Consider the following 15,123-nt stretch of genomic DNA (forward strand, 5'->3'; position numbering starts at 1 on the left):
GGCTAACGCCCCTCCGACCTGTGCCTATTTAGCAGGGACCCCTCTGCCGGGGTCCTCAAACTATGTAAAAAGACGCCTTGAGATAGTCTATCCCAAGGCGTCCACTTTATTTCTTAGTTGATAGGTGGCTTATACCAATCCAGCAAAGCCCATAAAGGCCATCGCCAAGATGCCAGCCGTTACAAGGGCGATAGGAATACCAGCAAGCGGAGCAGGCACATTGGTCTTCGCCAGTTGCTCCCTAATCACTGCAAAGATCACAATCGCCATGGTATAACCAATAGCGGTAGCAATAGCATAGACGATAGACTCCCCTAGATTAAAGTCCTTTTGGATCACCGTAATCGCCACACCTAGGATCATACAGTTAGTAGTAATCAAAGGCAAGAATACACCGAGTGCTTGGAATAGAGCGGGAGAGATCTTCTTCAGAATCATCTCAAGCATCTGCACCACTGAGGCAATCACTAGGATAAAGGCAATATTCTGCATATACCCTATCTCGTAGGGGTCTAGCACCAGCTTCTGAATCGCATAAGTCACGAGTGTCGCAATGGTCACCACAAAGGTCACCGCAGCACCCATGCCCACCGCAGTATCCAGCTTCTTAGAAACACCCAAGAAGGGGCAAATCCCCAAGAACTGTGAGAATACGACGTTATTAACTAGGATCGCACTGATAAATAGTAGTAAATATTCCATAAGTCGTTAAGCTGTCTTATTGCGTTTGCGGTCAATCGCATTCTTAATTCCAATCACAAAGCCTAGCACGATAAAAGCACCAGGAGCCAGCACAAATACCAGTGCCCCATACTCCTCAGGGAAAAGGACGTGGTCAAAAGCACGGCCAGAGCCCAGCACCTCTCTCACAAATCCAATAATGGTCAGAGCGATAGTAAAGCCAAGACCGATACCGATTCCATCAAGTGCCGAATCAAACACATTATTCTTAGCTGCGAAAGACTCCGCACGACCTAGCACAATACAGTTCACCACGATCAGAGGTAAGAAGATACCGAGCGATGCATAGAGTGCAGGCACATAAGCCTCGCAAAGCATCTGCACCAATGTGGTAAAAGCCGCAATAATCACAATATAGGCTGGGATACGTACCGCATCGGGGATCAGCTTTTTCACCGAGGCCACCACCATGTTGGAGCAGATCAGCACAAACGTTGTTGCCAGCCCCATTCCCAGACCGTTATTGGCACTAGAGGTGGTACCAAGTGTCGGACACATACCTAGGAGCAATACCAGCGTAGGATTCTCCTTAATCAGTCCATTGAGTAATATCTGTAATTTCTTCATAGTCACTCACACATTTACTTTAGTTGACCATCGGCGATGGCTTGTTGCATCACACTGTAGGCGCTATTGAGGGTTTCCAAGAAAGCACGGCTCGAGATCGTTGCAGCACTAATGGCATCCACGCTACCGCCATCCTTCGACACCTTAATTGGCTCCGCTAGATTGGCACCTAGCACACTTCTCGCAGTTCCTTCCGTGCGGAACCACTCCTCCATCTTACTGCCCAGTCCAGGGGTTTCGCTCTGCTCCTGCACAGCGTAGTCGATGATATTGCCCTCCATATCCATTCCGACCAGCACGCTGATAAAGCCATCAAAGCCATTATTGGTAAAGCTCTTCACCGCCACACCGATCAATTGATCACCTTGGCGTGCAGGATAGAGGACATACTCATCCATCTCCACCCGCTCCTCGTAGGGGTCATTGTCATAGCCCTCGGGAAGTACTTTGGCGATACCAGCCTTGAGGGCTTCCGTCTTGGAGGCGTCAATCACCGGCTTAGTAGTCTCGTATACAAAGGCGAGCAAAGCTGCTGCCACTGCTGCTATAATCGTAAGCGATAGCAGCATATTGGGTAAGGTTGATTGTAACTTCTTCATCACTTTTTAGCTTTTCCAAAGAGGTGAGGTGGCATATACCTATTGATAATAGGCACGATACCATTCATAAAGAGAATCGCAAACGACATCCCCTCGGGGTAGGCACCAAAGAGACGGATCAGCATCGTAATGATACCTATCATCACTCCGTAGAGCAGCATACCGCTATTGCTCATAGGGCTGGTGACATAGTCAGTCGCCATAAAGATAGCACCGAGTAGCAAGCCACCGCTTAGGATATGGAAGAGAGGACCTGCATAGACCTCAGGGTTGGCGAGATTCATAATGCCAGCAAAGATAGCTACCGTAGCGATAATGGCTACTGGAATGTGCCAAGTGATCACCTTGCGAATCAGCAGGTAGGCAAATCCAATCAGCAGTGCCACCGCACTCACCTCACCTAGCGAACCACCCACAGAGCCGAGGAGGTTATCCACCAAGCTAGGGAGCTTATCCATCGTAAAGCCTTCCGACCCACGTACCACCCCCTTAGCAATCGCCAATGGAGTAGCACCAGAGGTAGCATCCAATGTAGCCTCCATGCCCCTAGGCATCGGATAGCTAGTCATCTGCACTGGGAAGGAGATGAGTAGCATCACACGACCCACGATAGCAGGGTTGAAGATATTACTCCCAAGGCCACCGAACGACATCTTGCCGATACCAATCGCCACCAAGGCACCGATAACGATGATCCATAAAGGAAGAGTAGAGGGCACGTTGAGCGCCAGTAGGAGACCCGTGAGGATCGCCGAACCATCCAAGATAGTTAGCTCCTTACGCCCCATCAAGAAGCAACTGATCAGCCACTCAAAGAGCATACAAGCGACCACAGAAGTAAGCGTCACCACAAAGGCGCCCCATCCAAAGAAATAAAAGGAGACCGCCAGTGCAGGAATCAATGCAATGATCACATCATACATATTGCGCTCAATCGAGTCGCCACTATGTATGTGTGGTGAGGGTGATACGAGTAGTTTATGACTAGTTGACATATCTCTATTACTTATATTCGTTTAGGACTTACGGCTTCGCATAATACCCATCACCGTCCGCTTACCTTGGCGGATATGGTCGAGCAATGGTCGATTAGCTGGACAGCTGTAGCTGCAAGAGCCACATTCAATACAGTCCACCACATGATTCTTCTCCAATACCTCCCAATCCTTAAATACCGTATCTCTCATCAAGAAGGCAGGATTGAGCCCCATAGGGCAAGCGTGTACACACTTAGCACAGCGGATACAGCTACGCATTGGCTTACGTGCAGTCTCCTCCTTCTTCAAAACTAGGATACCGCTACTACCCTTGGCAATAGGCACATCATCAGTCACCAGGGCTTTACCCATCATAGGACCACCACTGATGATCTTGCCACTCGACTCAGGAAGACCGCCGGCCGCCTCAATCAGCGTAGCCGAACTGGTGCCGATACGTACGAGGAAGTTGGAGGGCTTCGGAAGGTCCACTCCCGTTACCGTCACAATGCGCTCAAAGAGTGGCTTGTGCTTCTGTACCGCCTCATAGACAGCTAGGGTTGTCCCCACATTCTGCACAATGGCCCCCACCGTAATAGGTAGCTGACCACTCTTCACCTGGCGCTTCAGCACCGAATCAATCAGCTGCTTCTCGCCACCTTGTGGGTACTTCACCTTGAGCGGTTGGATCTCAATCCCCGCAAAAGACTTCGCTAGCTCCGTGAGGTGCTGTATCGCATCCTTCTTATTATTCTCAATACCGATCACACCTCTTGATACCCCAGCGGCCTTCATCAGGATAGAGAGCCCCACCAAGAGCTCCTCACCACGCTCCAGCATCAGCCGGTGGTCGGCAGTTAGATAAGGCTCACACTCCACACCATTGATGATCACCACCTCTGGTTGGCTTCCCTTAGGGGGCAGTAGCTTCACATTGGTTGGGAAGGTAGCACCTCCCATACCCACGATACCACACTCCTGAATACGAGCCACAATATCCTCAGGGCTCATCGTCACCTCTCGGATCACTTCGGGTGAGCGGTCAATAGTCTCCTCCCACGTGTCCTCGCCATCGGTCTTGATAGTGATGACGGTCTTGGGATAACCCGAGGCATCCACCACCTCCTCCAGCTTCTCCACCACGCCCGATACACTCGAGTGGATATTGGCCGAGATAAAACCGCCAGCCTTGGCGATAAGGGTACCTACCTTCACCGTGTCGCCTCGCTTCACAAGTGCCTCGGCAGGTGCACCAATATGCTGACCAAGCGGGATACGGACACGCTCTGGCATAGGTAGCTCCTCTATCGGACGGTCGCTAGAGAGCTTCCTCTCTGGTGGATGAATACCACCGATTCTAAATGTCTTCAACATACTCCTATATATATAAGGTATCTATATTTCGTACTGATCACGCCTCCGCTGCCTCCACTACAGGCTCCGCTTTAGGTTTGCGGGGAGGGAAATTGATCTCGTGGATCGCTCCAGTAGGGCACGCCTCTACACACTTGCGGCAGAGACGGCACTTATTGGGATCAATATAAGCAAGGTTATTAGCAATGGTGATCGCTTCAAACTTACACTCCTTGAAGCACTTCGAGCAGCCGATACAGGCATTATCACACGCCTTCTTAGCCACACCACCCTTCTCCTTATTCACGCAAGAGACAAAGACACGGCGGCCCTTAGGTCCCTTCTTGCGGAGTTCAATAATCATCTTTGGGCAAGCCTTCACACAGGCACCGCAGGCAGTACAACGCTCCTCATCCACCTCAGGCAGTCCCGTAAGCGGATTCATCTTGATCGCATCAAAGCCACACGCCAGAGTACAATCGCCTAGGCCGAGACAGCCAAAGGTACAGCCCGTCTCACCGCCATAGGTCGCTGCCGCTATCGCACAGCTACTAGCTCCATCATACTGATTGACCTTGGGGCGGGCATCGCAGGTACCATTGCACCTCACCACCGCTAGTTGGGGCTCCGCCTCTACCGCAGTACGCCCCAAGATGTCAGCCACCTTGAGCATCGTATCATTACCACCTACGGTACAAAATAGCCCCTCCATCGACTCCGCTTCCACACAGGCACGTGCAAAGCCAGAGCAGCCAGGATAGCCACACCCTCCACAGTTAGCACCAGGGAGCGCCTCATTCACCAGCTCAATACGAGCGTCCTCCTCTACGTGGAACTTCTTAGAGACCACGAAGAGAAGCAGGGCTGCAAGGGCACCTACAATGGCAAGGAACAGAATCGTCACTATCATAACTTATTGCTTATTGATATATATAATTCGCTGTGGCATACTACCGCCACCATACATTCACTTCACCAACTCCGCACGGAGCTTAAACGTCTGGTCGAAATAGCCACCCAACAACTTCAGGAGTCCCGCATAAAGCAAAAGCACCCCCACAAGCGATACCAATAGGATCTCTTCACTCACCCCCGCCATATTCATCCCGATGGAAAGCACTGCCAAGAGGATAATCGGTATCACAAAGGCAAAGAGCACCGCCTTCAGAGGGCTCCCCCCCTTAGCTGGGATCAAGCGAACCCGATCACCCACCTGCACTCCGAGGGGGTAATCCGAGACCTCAATCAACTGTTCGTCCTTATCCGAAGAGAGACAAGCGCCACGAGCGTGGCAAGCACTACAGGCCGAGCGACGCTCTATGAGCACCACGATCCTATCGTCCTTTATCTGACTAATTGTCCCCTCTTTGCAGTCCATAATGTAGGTGTGTCGTTATAGGTTGTTGTTAAGTCGCGTAGCCTTTTTATCTCTCCTCTACAAGGTCGGTGAGTAGAGGGTTCAGCTCTCCTTATGACCAAACTGTAGCAAAAGTACAAAAAAAATACAACGCCTCCTAAAATACAATGACGAATGATTTCCGTAATCACCCCAAAAGCATCGCAAAGAGCCCTTTAGGGAGTGCCTAATCGGACAAGTCGGACGCCGCACCGAATAGGGGGAGATAGGGTATTGTCCGACCTGTCCGATGAGGAAACCAACTATTGGAGGTGGCGGGGAAAACGGTCGGAGAAGAGCTTTTGTAACTCTCTGATAATCAGGACGCTCATCTGAGCAAAAACTGAGATGCAACTAAGCAATTGCTTTGTTGCATCTCGCCGTTTGCTTAGTTGCAACTCGCCAATCGCTTAGTTGCAACTCAACTTTTGCCCTGCTCCAAGGAGAAAATCTATGGGTGTGTTTATTAAGAAGAAAACCCCTCGGGAAGATGGGGATCTTTATCGGGGGCGTCTTATCGGACAAGTCGGACAGATCGGACAAGTCAGACAGGTCGGACGTCGCGCTAGATGGGGGTAGATAGGGGATTGTCCGACTTGTCCGACTTGTCCGACTTGTCCGACTTGTCCGATCTGTCCGATAAGGCACCCCCCCGACTAGGCCCCCCGACATGGGGCTTACTGGTGGTTGGCGAGGCGGTCGAGGGCGAGCTGCTCGAACTTGGTGCCGGGGCGACCGTAATTGGCGTAGGGGTGGATAGAGATGCCACCTCGTGGGGTGAAGATACCGGTCACTTCGATGTAGCGTGGGTCCATTAGCTTCACAAGGTCGTCGAGGATGACGTTGACGCAATTCTCGTGGAAGTCACCATGATTGCGGTAACTAAAGAGGTAGAGTTTGAGGCTCTTACTCTCGACCATCTTGATATCGGGGATGTAGGAGATGATGATCTCGGCAAAGTCGGGCTGGTGGGTGATAGGGCAAAGGCTGGTAAACTCTGGGCAATTGAACTTCACCCAGTAGTCTCGTCCAGGGTGCCTATTCTCGAAGGTCTCCAGAACGGTAGGATCGTACTCTGTAGGGTATTTGGTGCTGCCACTCCCGAGTAGGGAGAGGGATTGGCGTAGCTCTTGCTCTGTTGCTTGCTCTTTCATATATTTAATTGGTATATATAGAGCCACACCTCAGCTATCAGATTGAGGTGTGGCTCCTTGTATTACTTTATAGTGGAGATCTCCTCTCTATCACTTTTTCTCGGTGGTCTCCTCCTTCTTAGCAGGAGTGTAGCGGTCGTTGAGGTACTTAGTCACCTGAGTGGTGATGTCGTAGCTCTTATCGGCACAGAGGATATTATCGTGGGCCTTATTGCTCAGGATCATCTGGTACTTACCCACCTCATTATTGTACTGCTGTACATGTGCCATGATGGTGTCGGAGAGGGCTTGCATCTTATCGGCCTCTAGCTGCATCAGCTCCACCTGTAGCTTTTGGCTCAGCTCTTGGAGTTGCTGCTGTAGCTTCATGATGCGCTCCTGCTCGCGCTGTGCACGTCCTTGATCGAAGAAGGCATTATTCTCCACCTTACGCTGAAACTCCCTAGCCTCGCTCTCAAAGTTACGCTGCTTTTGATTGAAAGTAGCTTGGCGGCTCTCCATCTCGCGCATCAGCTCGTCCTGTACTTGATTGGCATACTTGTAATTGGCGAGCAGGCTATCAAGGTCTACATAAGCTATAGGGAGACGTGCAATGGTACCATCGCCTACTGGGGTAGCTGTAGCTTGGTTGTTGCTCTGCTGGTCACTCTTATTACAACTGATGGTGGCCAAAGCTAGCACGAGGGCTAGCGTGAGTGCTGATAGGGTGTTGGATTTGATCATCATTATTACTAAATCGGTAATTAAAGTGTGCAACTACTGTATACGCTCATCCTTGGCTACACGGTCGAAGAGATTCTGGTGCCGCACTGCATCTTTGTGCTGGTGGCGGTGGCAGGTGATCCCCTGCTCCTCAAGCTTTGGCTGGCCCTCTACGTGTGTATTTGGGAAGCCCCAACGCTTGGTGAAGAAGACCCTCACTCCAAGGAGTAGGACGCATATAGCAACGACTACGAGCGTTATGAGTAGTATCTTTATCATCATTTCTCAAAGATTTAACGGATACAAAGGTAAGTTATTTATCAACAGCCGCAAAGGTTTTAAGTCTTTTTACACATATCCGCTCCTCTATTAGGAGAGAAAAGGGTATCTTTACCACTGAAATGAATTATTGAACAATCATAATATAATCGTAAGACGTATGACAACACACGAACCAAAAATTGTCTTTAAGTACTTTGACGAGATCACCAAGACTCCTCGCCCAAGCAAGAAGGAGGAGAAGATGATCGCTTATCTTGAGAACTTTGCCAAGGAGCACAATATTGAATACCACAAGGATAAGGTGGGTAACATAGTGATGAAGAAGGGGGCTACCAAGGGGATGGAAGACCGCAAGAGCATCATTATGCAGAGCCATATTGATATGGTATGCGAGAAGAATAATGATGTGGAGTTTGACTTTGAGAAGGATGCAATCCGCACCAAGATTGTGGATGGCTGGCTCAAGGCAGAGGGAACGACACTGGGTGCCGACAATGGTATCGGCGTAGCTACTCAGCTAGCTGTATTGGCAAGTGATGATATTGAGCATGGTCCGATCGAGGCACTCTTCACTGTAGATGAGGAGACTGGGCTTACCGGTGCGATGAATGTGGAGAAGGGCTTCTTTGATAGCGATATCCTCCTCAACCTCGATAGCGAGGACGAAGGAGAGATGTTTGTAGGCTGTGCTGGTGGTATGGGTACCATGGCGGAGTACTACTATGAGCCTGCATATACCGACCCCAATCTCACCTATATTGAGATCAAGGTGAGCGGTCTGAGAGGTGGTCACTCGGGTGGTGATATCCACCTAGGTAGGGGCAATGCGGTGAAGATCCTTGCTCGTGCTCTCTATGGCCTGGCTGATGATGTGGACTATGTATTGGGTAGTATCCAAGGCGGTAACCTCCACAATGCGATTGCTCGTGAGGCACATGCGGTGATCGGTATTGACCCAAGTGACCGTGAGCCGGTAGCAGCTTGGATCAATACTTTCTCTAGCGAAATTCATAATGAGCTGAAGGCGGTAGACCCAGAGGTAGAGGTGCGTGCTTCTACTACGGAGCAACCTAAGTGGTGCATCGACGCTCAGACTTCTGCCAACCTGATCAATGCTCTGATCGCTTGTCCTCACGGCGTACTCGGCATGAGCCACACCATTGAGGGATTGGTGGAGACCTCTAATAACCTCGCTTCGGTGAAGATGATCGAGAGTGAGGAGGGATACCCTGTAATCTATGTAGAGACTAGCCAGCGTAGCTCGGTAGAGAGTGCTAAGCGTATGGTAGGGGATATGGTGACTGCGGTATTTGACCTCTCGGGTGCTTATGTATCGGAGCGTGACGGATATCCAGGTTGGGAGCCTAACCCTGAGTCGGAGATTATGGAGGTAGCAAAGAGAACTTACAACGACCTATTCGGCAAGGATCCAAAGATCATGGCGATCCACGCAGGTCTGGAGTGCGGTCTCTTCAAGGAGAAGTACCCACACCTAGATATGCTCTCCTTTGGTCCTACGATGCGTGATGTACACTCCCCAGAGGAGCGTCTGGAGCTGAAGACGGTAGAGATGTGGTGGAAGCATCTGCTAGCGATCCTCAAGAATGCACCACGCAAGGCGTAAACCGATATTTACAATTAGCTATCCAAAGCCACCACAAGCCTTCGTGCTGGTGGTGGCTTTGTGGCTATTAAGTGCTTTTGTAGTCCCTCCCCTATCAGCTCAAGAGGGGACGAATAGCAAGGAGACGATCGGGCGTATGATGTTTTATAATGTAGAAAATCTATTCGATACGATTGATGACCCACTCACCGATGATGATGCCTTTACCCCCGAAGGCGTCTACCATTGGACTGAGGGGCGGTACCGACGCAAGTGCGAGCACCTGGCATGGGTGATCAGCAATGTGGGGGAGTGGGGATTCCCCTCGCTGATTGGTATGGTGGAGGTGGAGAATAGTGACGTGATACGGGACCTCGTGAAGCATCCGACGCTTAGCTCGGTGGCGTACGACTATGTGGTGACGAATGGCTCTGACCCTCGTGGTGTGGATGTGGCACTCCTATGGGACCAAAAGCGGTTTGCCTATATTGAGGCATACGAGATTCCGCACTACGGAGCGACCGACTGCTTCCCTCTAGGTCAAGACCCTCGCACACCAAGCGAGGCAGGTGGAAGTGGACGAAATACGCTGTGGGTGACGCTGGAGCACAGAGCTACAGAGCGAAAGCTGGAGCTATTTGTGATGCACAACCCGAGCCGACGCGGAGGGGTACGAGCTACTTCGCGGAAGCGGGAGCGGGTGAATGCCAAGGTGCGGAAGCTCATCGACCATCTGCTGGAGGAGGAGCCTAGCCGCTATGTGGTGGTGATGGGCGACTTTAATGACAACCCCTCTGATCCCTCAATGCGACGGGCACTCAGAGCGGGGGGCATTGAGCACAACACCCAACCTAAGCAGCGCTTTCTCTACAATCTCGCCTATCCACTTTATAATGGGGGTAAGGGGACGCATCGCTTTGGGAAGGAGGTGTGGCTACCCGACCAAATCATCGTATCAGGGGGGCTTTTTCTCGGAGAGGAGCCACTACTGAGGGAGCGACGCCAGAAGATCTTTTCGCACCCGGAGCTACTGACGAAGGATGGGAAGCACCTCCATCGCACTTACCTCGGCATGCATTACACTGGGGGCTACTCCGACCATTTACCTATATATATAGACTTATACTGATGCAAGGGATCAAACTACTCTTTGTGGGCAAAACGGATAGCCCGGAGATACAGAAACTGATGCGGGAGTACCAGAGACGCCTCTCTCGCTTTGTGCCGATAGAGGTGGAGGAGCTGCCGGACCTGAAGAACCGAAAGCGGCTGAGCCAAGAGGAGCAGAAGCTGGAGGAGGGGCGGCTGATCAAGGCTGCGATAGGTCCGCAGGACCAGGTGGTGCTACTCGATGAGCGGGGCAAGGAGCCGACCTCCCTGCAACTCGCTAAGATGGTGGAGGGGTGGCAGATGACGGTGCCACGCAAACTGGTACTGGTGATCGGTGGACCTTACGGTTTTTCCGATGAGATCTACCAAGCTTATCCGGAGCGTCTCTCCTTGAGCCGTCTCACCTTTAATCATCAGATGGTGCGCCTATTCCTCATTGAGCAAGTCTACAGAGCCTATACGATTATCCACAACCACCCTTATCACCATGAGTAGATTTCTGATTGAGTTACAATACGATGGCACCGACTTTGTCGGCTGGCAAGAGCAACCCAATGGCCGTACGGTGCAGGGAGAGCTACAGGAGCGGCTCTCGACCATCCTCCGACAACCGATTAAGGTGGTGGGGGCGGGGCGAACCGATACGGGGGTTCATGCCACTTCAATGGTCGCCCACCTAGATGTGAGCGAGGAGATAGGGGAGCGACTTCCAGAGGCGATCTTTCGGCTCAATCGCTTCCTTCCGCCCGATATATTGATTCTGAAGTTGCAGAGTGTTGCCCCCGACTTTCACGCACGTTTTAGTGCCACCAGTCGGAGCTACGGCTATTACCTCACCCTCTACCCTAGCCCATTTCGGCGGAAGTACCATACGCTGGTGACCACTCCGCTCGACTTTGAGCAGATGAATCGGGCTACAAGTAAGCTCCTAGGTCGGCACGACTTCTCTTCCTTTGCCAAGAAGCACTCCGACGTCACCAACCACTTCTGCACCGTCACCCAAGCGGATTGGCAGGACTTGGGCGATGGGGAATGGGTCTTCAAGGTGACGGCCAATCGATTTCTCCGAAGTATGGTTCGGGCACTCGTAGGCACACTCCAAGAGGTGGGGATGGGCAACCTCACCCCCGAGGAGTTTGCGGCGATCCTAGAGCGTGCCGACGACGAGTACCCCTTCAATACCGCTCCCGCCACCGGTCTCCGCCTAGAGGCGGTCACCTACCCACCCCACCTCCTCGGCACCCTCCTCTTCCAAGCCACCTAATCAGGGGGGGGAGGGTGCCTAATCGGACGAGTCAGACAGGTCAGACAAGTCGGACGCCGCACCCTCGGGTGCTCTTTTTAGCCTTTGTCCGAAGAAAAGGGCCTCGCGGAGGTCATTATCTTGACCGAGTAGAGACTGTTGCACGAAGGCGTCGTCCTTGATTACTTTTGCCAAATAGTTGACATAGGGCATTAATTTTCTTATATTTGTAAAATTATTTCCCAACTCACTGTAGGTTTTCAATATAGCCACATTGAGAAGGGTCAATCCAGTATTAAGATATTCACATATCACCCACTCAGAATTAAAACATGAATAGAATGACAAAATGGAATGCTCCACGTGAGTTAATGGGCCTACTCTCAGTGGGTCTGCTACTCCTATTGCTACCTATTTCTCTACACGCTAGTAGCTCTGTGCTCCCCACTTCAGAGGAGCTAACCGAGCTACAGACCGATGGTAAGAAAGTGGTTAAGGGAGTGGTTTTGGACGATCTAGGCGAGCCTCTCCCTAGCGTCGGAATCCGCATCAAAGGGATGAAGGGCGCTTGGGGTACTAATGCCTCTGGTAGGTTTGAGATTCCTGTAACTAAGGAACGAGTAATCATGACCTTTTCGTTCGTGGGCTTTAAGACCGTAGAACAAGAGGTAAAAGCTGGTGCTGAGGTCACCATTCAGTTGGAGGAGGATGTGGATCTCCTTGACGAAGTGGTGGTGACTGGTTACATGACCAAGAATAAGAGCAGCTTTACAGGTTCGCAGACAACTGTGGATAAGAAGCAGATCATGAGCATCGGCACCAAGAACATTCTGCAGAGCCTTGAGGCGTTTGTCCCTGGTATGGTGACGATGGAGAATAGCTCTATGGGATCTAACCCTAACGCACAGCAGGAGATCAATATCCGTGGTCGTGCCACCTTTGAGGGGAAGGCCAATATGCCGGTCTTTGTGGTGGATGGCTCTATCGTCTCGAGCGAATTTGTCTTCGATATGGATATGAATGAGGTGGAGAGTGTGACGGTACTTCGTGACGCCTCCGCTACAGCACTGTACGGTGCTAAGGGTTCGGCTGGTGTGATTGTGATCACCACGAGAGCACTGGAGGGTGGTAAGCTGAAGCTCCGCTACAATGGAACGATACGTACCTCTTTCCCCGACCTTTCGGACTATCACCTCCTCAATGCATCGCAAAAACTAGAGTACGAAAGGCTAGCAGGGCTTTACAATGATGCGAACCCTGAGCGCCGCTATGAGCTAGATAAGAAGTATGCAGCCCTTGCTACAGAAGTGGCTAGAGGGGTGGATACCGATTGGCTCGCAAAGCCACTGAGGGTGGGAGTTTCGCAAAACCACAATATCAATGTGGATGGAGGTGACGACTATGCTCGCTACAGCCTTGGGCTTCGCTATGGTAAGGACGCTGGTGTGATGAAGGGCTCTGGTAGAGATCGTCTCAACTTCACCTTTAATCTCTCCTACAGTCGCGAGAATCTATTTTTCATCTCTAATCTAGCTCGTGTGAGCTTTGTGAATAGCTATGATTCGCCTTATGGTGACTTTACCAACTTCGTGAATGCCAACCCCTACGACAGTCCCTACGATCAGACTGGCGAATTGCGTCAGCTCCTGAATCATAATCTCCGCAACCCTCTCTACGAGGCGTCGGTGGGGAATAAGAGCAACTCTAGCAACTTCGACTTTTTCAACACCACCACTCTACGTGTGTGGCTTGGCGACTTCCGAATTGATGGTGATGCAACTTTCCAAAGAGGGCGCTCTAATAGTCTAAGGTTTGTCTCCCCACGGTCGGGCGAATTTGCGACGACTAAAAACTTAAGCCAAAGAGGTAGGCTCTCGGAGACTTTCCGACGCTCTACCGACTTTGCGGCGAAGCTACTGCTTTCGTACAATAAGAATGTGATTGACGACCTCTTCCTCAGCGTGATGGGCGGTAGCAACATCGAGTATCGCTCCTCTCAGCTATCGAGCTACTCCTCTATCGGTTACTTCTCTGAGAAGCTAGCCGACCCAGGCTTCTCCTCGGGATATAGTGCTGGTAGCCGCCCAGTGAGTAGTGATGAGATCGTGACGGGTGTGGGCTTCTTTGTCAACCTCAATACAATCTACAAGGAGCGCTACTTCCTTGACTTTATCTACCGCTATGAGGGCTCCTCGCTCTTTGGTAAGAACACCCGCTTCGCCCCATTCTGGTCGGCAGGTGCGGGATGGAATATCCACAAGGAGCCCTTTATGGAGGGGGTGAATGTAGACCTTCTGAAGCTAAGGGTGAGTACAGGGTATCTAGGAAATGTCTCCTTCTCGCCCTACCAAGCCCTTACTACCTACCAGTATGGTGAGCGATTTACCTATGTTAAGGGAGCTGGTTCGGTGCCTATTACGATTGGTAACCCAGATCTGAAATGGGAGCGGACCATGAATAACAACCTCGGACTGGACCTTAATATCTTCAACGGTCGCTGGGATATGTCGCTCGACCTTTACTGGAAGATCACCGACAACCTACTTCTAGATGTGACGAAAGCCCCATCAGTAGGTGTGCAGACGGCGAAGCAAAACGTGGGCGAGATAGAGAATAAGGGTATCGAGCTCAGCACTAGAGTGGTGCCTATCCGCACTAAGGATTGGAACTGGACCCTTTCTCTAACCGCTTCGCACAACCGCAATAAGATCCGCAAGATCAGTAATGCACTGAAGGCTCAAAACGAGAAGAATATGGAGAAGAATGAGGCTGGCAAGCCACTGCCAATCTATGTGGAAGGGGAGTCGCTCACCACTCTGAAGGTGGTACCTTCGGCTGGTATTGACCCAGCTACAGGTAAGGAGATCTACATCAAGCGAGATGGCTCACTCACCTTTGATTATGACCCAAGGGATAAGATCACTGTGGGAGATAGCAGTCCTGTGGTATCGGGTATGATGAGCTCTTACCTCACCTACAAAGGCTTCTCACTGACTGCAGGTCTGAGGTACCAGCTAGGAGCTATGGACTACAATACCACTCTCGCTAGCCGAGTGGAGGGTGCCGACCCTAGGAAGAATGCCGATGAGCGTGTATTTAATGACCGCTGGACAAAGCCTGGAGATAAGGCTTCGTACAAGGATATTGCTGACTCAAGGGTGCCTATGCAGACCACTCGCTTTGTGTCAATGCACAACTTCCTAGAGCTCAGTACGCTCTCACTGGCTTACGACTTTAAGCCTATTGACCTTAAGTACTTCAATATCCGCAATCTACGCCTCGAGCTGATGGCGAATGATATTTTCCACTACTCTAGCATCAAGCAGGAGCGTGGACTATCGTACCCTTATGCGAGGTCGGTGGAGATGACCATACGTTTTACCCTTTAATGAAGTT

General features: G+C 51.1%; 15 protein-coding genes. 5 read left to right on the plus strand and 10 right to left on the minus strand.

Annotated features, from left to right (window positions below):
- Positions 1-129: 129 nt before the first annotated feature.
- From rsxA to HMPREF3027_RS01010, 10 genes are all read right to left on the minus strand, one after another.
- A complete protein-coding gene (gene rsxA / locus HMPREF3027_RS00965; protein ID WP_018028413.1) occupies positions 130-702 on the minus strand; it encodes an electron transport complex subunit RsxA in 573 nt (190 codons plus the stop codon).
- Between the two features lie 6 nt (positions 703-708).
- Positions 709-1,308, minus strand: a complete 600-nt coding sequence (gene rsxE, locus HMPREF3027_RS00970; protein ID WP_018028414.1) for an electron transport complex subunit RsxE — start codon at positions 1,306-1,308, stop codon at positions 709-711.
- Between the two features lie 14 nt (positions 1,309-1,322).
- The gene (locus tag HMPREF3027_RS00975) at positions 1,323-1,907 is read right to left on the minus strand and encodes an RnfABCDGE type electron transport complex subunit G (RefSeq protein ID WP_070706379.1); all 585 of its coding nucleotides are present in this window, start codon (positions 1,905-1,907) and stop codon (positions 1,323-1,325) included.
- Positions 1,907-2,902, minus strand: a complete 996-nt coding sequence (locus HMPREF3027_RS00980; RefSeq protein WP_070706380.1) for an RnfABCDGE type electron transport complex subunit D — start codon at positions 2,900-2,902, stop codon at positions 1,907-1,909. The genes HMPREF3027_RS00975 and HMPREF3027_RS00980 overlap by 1 nt, the downstream gene beginning before the upstream one ends.
- Positions 2,903-2,923: 21 nt before the next feature.
- Positions 2,924-4,258 carry an electron transport complex subunit RsxC gene (gene rsxC, locus HMPREF3027_RS00985; RefSeq protein WP_021903815.1) on the minus strand — a complete coding sequence of 445 codons (1,335 nt, stop codon included), beginning with the start codon at positions 4,256-4,258 and terminating at the stop codon, positions 2,924-2,926.
- Positions 4,259-4,295: 37 nt separating this feature from the next.
- The gene (locus tag HMPREF3027_RS00990; protein ID WP_018028418.1) at positions 4,296-5,147 is read right to left on the minus strand and encodes a Fe-S cluster domain-containing protein; all 852 of its coding nucleotides are present in this window, start codon (positions 5,145-5,147) and stop codon (positions 4,296-4,298) included.
- Positions 5,148-5,204: 57 nt separating this feature from the next.
- Positions 5,205-5,615, minus strand: coding sequence for a SoxR reducing system RseC family protein (locus HMPREF3027_RS00995; RefSeq protein WP_070706381.1), 411 nt, complete (start codon positions 5,613-5,615; stop codon positions 5,205-5,207).
- Between the two features lie 695 nt (positions 5,616-6,310).
- Complete coding sequence (gene queF, locus HMPREF3027_RS01000) at positions 6,311-6,787, minus strand: preQ(1) synthase (protein ID WP_070706382.1); 477 nt, start codon at positions 6,785-6,787, stop codon at positions 6,311-6,313.
- Between the two features lie 90 nt (positions 6,788-6,877).
- A complete protein-coding gene (locus HMPREF3027_RS01005; protein ID WP_070706383.1) occupies positions 6,878-7,513 on the minus strand; it encodes an OmpH/Skp family outer membrane protein in 636 nt (211 codons plus the stop codon).
- A 30-nt stretch (positions 7,514-7,543) separates the two neighbouring features.
- Positions 7,544-7,771, minus strand: coding sequence for a hypothetical protein (locus HMPREF3027_RS01010; protein ID WP_246830499.1), 228 nt, complete (start codon positions 7,769-7,771; stop codon positions 7,544-7,546).
- A 157-nt stretch (positions 7,772-7,928) separates the two neighbouring features.
- On the opposite strand from HMPREF3027_RS01010, the gene HMPREF3027_RS01015 reads away from it, so the two are divergent.
- The 5 genes from HMPREF3027_RS01015 (at position 7,929) to HMPREF3027_RS01035 (ending at position 15,116) form a co-directional block, all read left to right on the plus strand.
- Positions 7,929-9,395: an aminoacyl-histidine dipeptidase gene (locus tag HMPREF3027_RS01015; protein ID WP_021902523.1), complete on the plus strand. Its 1,467-nt coding sequence runs from the start codon at positions 7,929-7,931 to the stop codon at positions 9,393-9,395.
- Positions 9,376-10,503, plus strand: a complete 1,128-nt coding sequence (locus HMPREF3027_RS01020; RefSeq protein WP_246830500.1) for an endonuclease/exonuclease/phosphatase family protein — start codon at positions 9,376-9,378, stop codon at positions 10,501-10,503. Before HMPREF3027_RS01015 ends, HMPREF3027_RS01020 begins: the two co-directional genes overlap by 20 nt.
- Positions 10,503-10,979 (plus strand): 23S rRNA (pseudouridine(1915)-N(3))-methyltransferase RlmH, encoded by a 477-nt coding sequence (locus HMPREF3027_RS01025; protein ID WP_070706385.1) that lies wholly within the window; start codon positions 10,503-10,505, stop codon positions 10,977-10,979. The genes HMPREF3027_RS01020 and HMPREF3027_RS01025 overlap by 1 nt, the downstream gene beginning before the upstream one ends.
- On the plus strand, positions 10,972-11,748 hold the full coding sequence (truA, locus tag HMPREF3027_RS01030) for a tRNA pseudouridine(38-40) synthase TruA (protein ID WP_070706386.1): 777 nt from the start codon (positions 10,972-10,974) through the stop codon (positions 11,746-11,748). Before HMPREF3027_RS01025 ends, truA begins: the two co-directional genes overlap by 8 nt.
- Before the next feature lie 311 nt (positions 11,749-12,059).
- Positions 12,060-15,116 (plus strand): SusC/RagA family TonB-linked outer membrane protein, encoded by a 3,057-nt coding sequence (locus HMPREF3027_RS01035; protein ID WP_070706387.1) that lies wholly within the window; start codon positions 12,060-12,062, stop codon positions 15,114-15,116.
- Positions 15,117-15,123: the final 7 nt, after the last annotated feature.

The organism is Porphyromonas sp. HMSC077F02, assembly GCF_001815465.1.
Lineage (GTDB): Bacteria > Bacteroidota > Bacteroidia > Bacteroidales > Porphyromonadaceae > Porphyromonas_A > Porphyromonas_A somerae.